At 56.0% G+C, this 4277-nt stretch carries 7 protein-coding genes; all 7 read left to right on the forward strand.

Annotated features, from left to right (window positions below):
* The first annotated feature begins 160 nt into the window (after positions 1-160).
* The 7 genes from Q0216_RS02090 (at position 161) to Q0216_RS02120 (ending at position 4230) form a co-directional block, all read left to right on the forward strand.
* The gene (locus Q0216_RS02090; RefSeq protein ID WP_298592538.1) at positions 161-973 is read left to right on the forward strand and encodes a hypothetical protein; all 813 of its coding nucleotides are present in this window, start codon (positions 161-163) and stop codon (positions 971-973) included.
* Positions 966-1175, forward strand: coding sequence for a hypothetical protein (locus Q0216_RS02095; RefSeq protein WP_298592540.1), 210 nt, complete (start codon positions 966-968; stop codon positions 1173-1175). Before Q0216_RS02090 ends, Q0216_RS02095 begins: the two co-directional genes overlap by 8 nt.
* A 216-nt stretch (positions 1176-1391) precedes the next feature.
* Entirely contained in the window at positions 1392-1871 is a 480-nt protein-coding gene (locus Q0216_RS02100) for a hypothetical protein (RefSeq protein ID WP_298592542.1), read from the forward strand.
* Between the two features lies 1 nt (position 1872).
* Positions 1873-2358 carry a hypothetical protein gene (locus tag Q0216_RS02105; protein WP_298592543.1) on the forward strand — a complete coding sequence of 162 codons (486 nt, stop codon included), beginning with the start codon at positions 1873-1875 and terminating at the stop codon, positions 2356-2358.
* 207 nt (positions 2359-2565) lie between these two features.
* Entirely contained in the window at positions 2566-3009 is a 444-nt protein-coding gene (locus Q0216_RS02110) for a hypothetical protein (RefSeq protein WP_298592544.1), read from the forward strand.
* Between the two features lie 216 nt (positions 3010-3225).
* Complete coding sequence (locus Q0216_RS02115) at positions 3226-3765, forward strand: hypothetical protein (protein WP_298592546.1); 540 nt, start codon at positions 3226-3228, stop codon at positions 3763-3765.
* Between the two features lie 12 nt (positions 3766-3777).
* Positions 3778-4230, forward strand: coding sequence for a hypothetical protein (locus Q0216_RS02120; protein ID WP_298592547.1), 453 nt, complete (start codon positions 3778-3780; stop codon positions 4228-4230).
* The last annotated feature ends 47 nt before the right edge of the window (positions 4231-4277 follow it).

A 4277-nucleotide genomic window follows, 5' to 3' on the forward strand; every position in this document is an offset into this window, starting at 1 on the left:
TCTGCGGGGCGCTCGCCTATTGTACTTTTGGTGGGGTGGGACATTGCATGTGTGGCGCAAGCATGGTTGGTTCACTTTTGGCATGATTGAGGCATAACAACACGACAGATAGCCGGGACACCCGGCGACTCAAACCCCTATATGAGAGGAACCTGCCGTCATGTCGAACCCTATTGACCTGTATTTGGCAACTAGCCTGTACGATACGCTTGCCCTGAGCACTAGCCCGGATGATTCGCCGGACTCCGTGCATATCGCCAGCTATGGGTGCAATGAGATTCAAGACCTCAAGGAAAGCGAGCGCACCTTCGAGGACTGGGTAAGGGAAGATTTCATCAAGAGCCCGAATAAGTACCTCAACGATCTGCGGGATTCGATTCTTTATCGTTATGGCACCGAGAGGCATGTACATGATTGGCTCAATTATCGCGGATTCTATCTGCCGGTTCTCCGACATGATGAGAACCCCCGCCTGCGATTCTTGAAAGGTTCTGGCGTGCCGTTCCTGTCAAATACCAGCCGGGTTTATCTGCGCCAGGTGGACCGTCTCATTGACCTCACCCTCCTGCACGACAAGGGCGGTAACCCCTTCGTGCGTCTGGAGCGTCGCCCTACCCTCTGCCGGTTCATTGCGGTTGATGACCAGTGCAACCTTCCGTACTGGCTGATTCAGCCGTGGGACTGGAGCGCCGAGGATTGGGCGAAGTATGGAATCGTCCGCTCTGAGGTTTTCGGTGAGCCTCTGGAGCCTCACCGTCTACAGGTGCCCGAGGATGGGAACCAAGAAGGCATCACGCATCGGCTGACCGGTCTGCGTGCCCGTGAGCTGGAAGAAGCCCTTGATGGTCTGTCCCTTGATGGCGCTAAGCATATGGTTCTCCCGTATCTGCGCTATGTCGGCAATGGTGCCCAGTGCGATTTGAACCTTAATCACCCCTCCAGCGTCTACGAGGGAGAAATCCGCTATGTCTAAGCCTCGCCGCTACGGAAGCCTTGACGAGGCTATCGACCGGGAGATTTCCGAGCTCATCGCCTCCAGCGGCATTTTGGAAACCCGCACCCGCTTCAACCTCCTTGCCATTATCAGCGAGGTTCTGGAGTTCACCGGCGGCGGCGTTGAGTGCGCTGCCGATTCTGAAACCCGCCTGGAAATCATCAAGAAATACGCCCTCTAACCTGCCCCCAAAGGAAGGATGTAAGCGAGCGCGGCGCGGTGGTTCTTTGAGCTGCCTGCTGCGCTCGCTTTTTTGGGTTTTTGGTGGGGTGGGACATTACATGTGTAGCGCGTGCAGGGGTTTTTCAGCTCTGGCATGATTGAGGCATGACAACACGACAGGTAGCCGGGGTTTCCCGGTGATTCAAACCCCCTCGCTTGAAAGGAAAACGCCGCCATGCCTTACTACACCGTGGAAGTCTCAACGAAGCCGATTCAGGAGAAGATCGGTAGAACTTGGGAACTGGATGTGTGCACTTTCCTGCCCGAGGGGCCTGTAGAGCACACTGCCCGCCTGTCCCTGTCGCAAGCTACCGCCTTGGATAGCCTGGACGGCTTCGAAGCGCTCAAAAAGTACGCACTGCTCAGCGACGAGGAAACCGAGGACGGTCACCCCTTCGTTGAGGGATTCCGCAAACCCAAAGGCCAGCTAGAGAGCCTCGAGCTAGAGGATGAGCTCATGCGGTTTCTGCATGAGACCTCCGGGCTGTGGTGGGATGATGACCGGGACGTAGACGATGACATTTTCAAAAATATCCCTGCTGCGCAGTGGTATTCCGTCGTCACCGAAGGCATTACCGCCAACAGCGAGCGCGGGCCTAAGAATGGCCGCCGAATCCTGTACCTGGTGCTTACCCCTGATGAGGAGGAGGAATAGGATGTCTACAGCGCGTGCAACCGTGGTGATGTCTATCAGTCACCCGGAGCAGGGGTTTGACCGGTACGGGCTTTTGAAGGTTGAGGCGACCGTGAAGACTGCCGAGGGTACGGTGGTGAATACTGCTATTGGGGGTATTGAGGTTGCTGATGGGTTCCTGGTTGATGACCTGGACGGATACCGGCTCCAGAGGTACGCGGTCTGTGGTGCTACAGCCGATGATGAGGATGCGTGGCTCTCCCATTTCCGGGTGCCTGAAGACCCTGCAGATTTTGAGAACGCTCTGACCGAGTACCTGTTCCAGGATGGGTCGGCGTGGTTTCAGGAGGACGTCGAGCGCGTCAAGCTTGTAGCTCTGCCTGGGTTCAATGAGGATACCGGCACCGCCCCGTGGGTCTGCGTCTCTAGCACCCTCTCCGCGCCCCTGCAGGCTGGAGAAGAAGGCCGAACCCTCATCTACCGCTACGAACAACCAACTCTGGAATAAGGCACCCCCATAATGCGAGCGCACCCCTGGAGCAGAAACAGGGTGAGGGGCGCGCTCGCATTATTGTTTCTGTGCACCTGGGACATTATGACGAGTCAGCAGGCACACAGCTAATGGATATGGGAAGATGAAGACATAGCACATATTGATTACTGCTTCATGCATAAGCGTGGCCGCGGCCATGAACTACCCGGAAGGAATAACACCATGAAAAAGACGACTGTCGATGTTACGTATGCTGAAATTTTTGAGGCAATCAATAAGTACGGGGCGCAGCTTATGGCTATTGCCGAATGCTACAGAGAAGGCAACCTCCTCGGCGTACGAGCAGAACTCCGCTTCTACTTCCCCGGCTTCGGCCGCGGTATGCGCGGCGCAGAGCCTATCGAGTCTATGGCGTATTCGGTAGTGAAGCCTGGCGGTTGTACTAGCGAAGATTTTGTGGACATCTTCGTAAATGTCGTAGACGCCCCGGAAATCAGTAACTGCTATGAGATCTTTGAACTCACCGATAGTGAAATGAAGAAGCGTGAGGAGTCTGTGTGGCGTGAATTTGTCGTCCCTTATGCAGAAAAGACTGTCGAAAAGTTGAAGAAGGCAGCACAGTCTCACGGCGCTAACCTCGAAGGATTCACCTATTACACGGTCTAATCAAGCACCCCGAGCCCTGAACTGAATATAAAGCGAGCGCCGCTCACCTAGTTACGGGTGAGGGGCGCTCGCTTTTTGGGGTTTTAGTGGGTTGGGACATTATATGCGTGGTGTGCGCATAGGCTTTTCTTTTCTGGCATGATTAAGACATAACAACACGACAGGTAGCCGTGGCTCACCCGGCGACTTGCTACCTTTGCCCGAAAGGAAACCATGATGAGCACCAAGTCGGTTACCCGCCTGTACGATGCCGCCACCATTCATGAGGACTCTAACGAAGCCGCCGCCCTCGAATACCTGGCGGCACTGGGTGAACCCACTGTGGAGCTGACGATTGACGGTCAGACCAAGAAATACCATTCGCGTAAAGACATTTTCCGCGCCATGCTCTCTATCGAAGGTGGGCACGAAGAGCCCCCGGCACTAATGCTTGGCTCTCACCGCGCGCCCGAGCTAATCCTGGCGCGCCTTGCCCCCTACGACGTGAAGTTCCTCAACAAGGGTTGCCCGCAGATGTGGTACTCCCTCTCCAATGAGGATGAGAACCTGGGCAACGTGTGCCAGGAGAACAAGTTCACGCTGGATTCTCTCTTCGAGGCAACGACGCTTGATGGGTACGAGGGACACTACCGTATCGGTGAATACGCTGAAGTCAGCTGTGGTGAAGTGGCGCATACTGACGGCACCACGTCCACAAGCCGCTTGCCTGATAGCTCATACGTCCTGCTGGAGAAGGTCTCCGACCGCGTTCTCTAAAGGAGGCTAACCATGAAAACGATGATGAAGACTGAGACTGACCTCTACAGCACCGAAACCCGCGCCGCTTACCGTGAGGCCTACCAGAAGCTCATTGACGAGTACCCCGGCGCTTACCCCTGGTTTGCAGTTGAGACCAACGAGGTTAATAGCCAGGGCGAGGAACCCGACATGGCGGAGCTATGGTGCACGATGCGAGTCATGGATGATGAAGACTCCGTGTGGATGCACGAGCACCCCTTCCCCACCTGGACGATGACCACCGAGGAGTTCAACAACGGAGACGATGAAGGCGAAGGCTACCCGTGCCGATGCCAGCCAGGGGTGAACATGTACCTTGCACACGTCGTCTTCCCCTTCGCCCGCTCCCACTTCGGTATCGAGAATCCCGAAGACGTAGGCGGCGCTTGGTACATGCGCTCGTACGGCGAACTTATTCACCAGGTGGATTTCACCGATAACTAGCGAGCGCCCCGCCTCACCCTACCGGGTGCCCGGGGCGCGGCGCGGGT

Origin of the sequence: uncultured Rothia sp. (genome assembly GCF_937976295.1) — a bacterium.
Taxonomy (GTDB): domain Bacteria; phylum Actinomycetota; class Actinomycetes; order Actinomycetales; family Micrococcaceae; genus Rothia.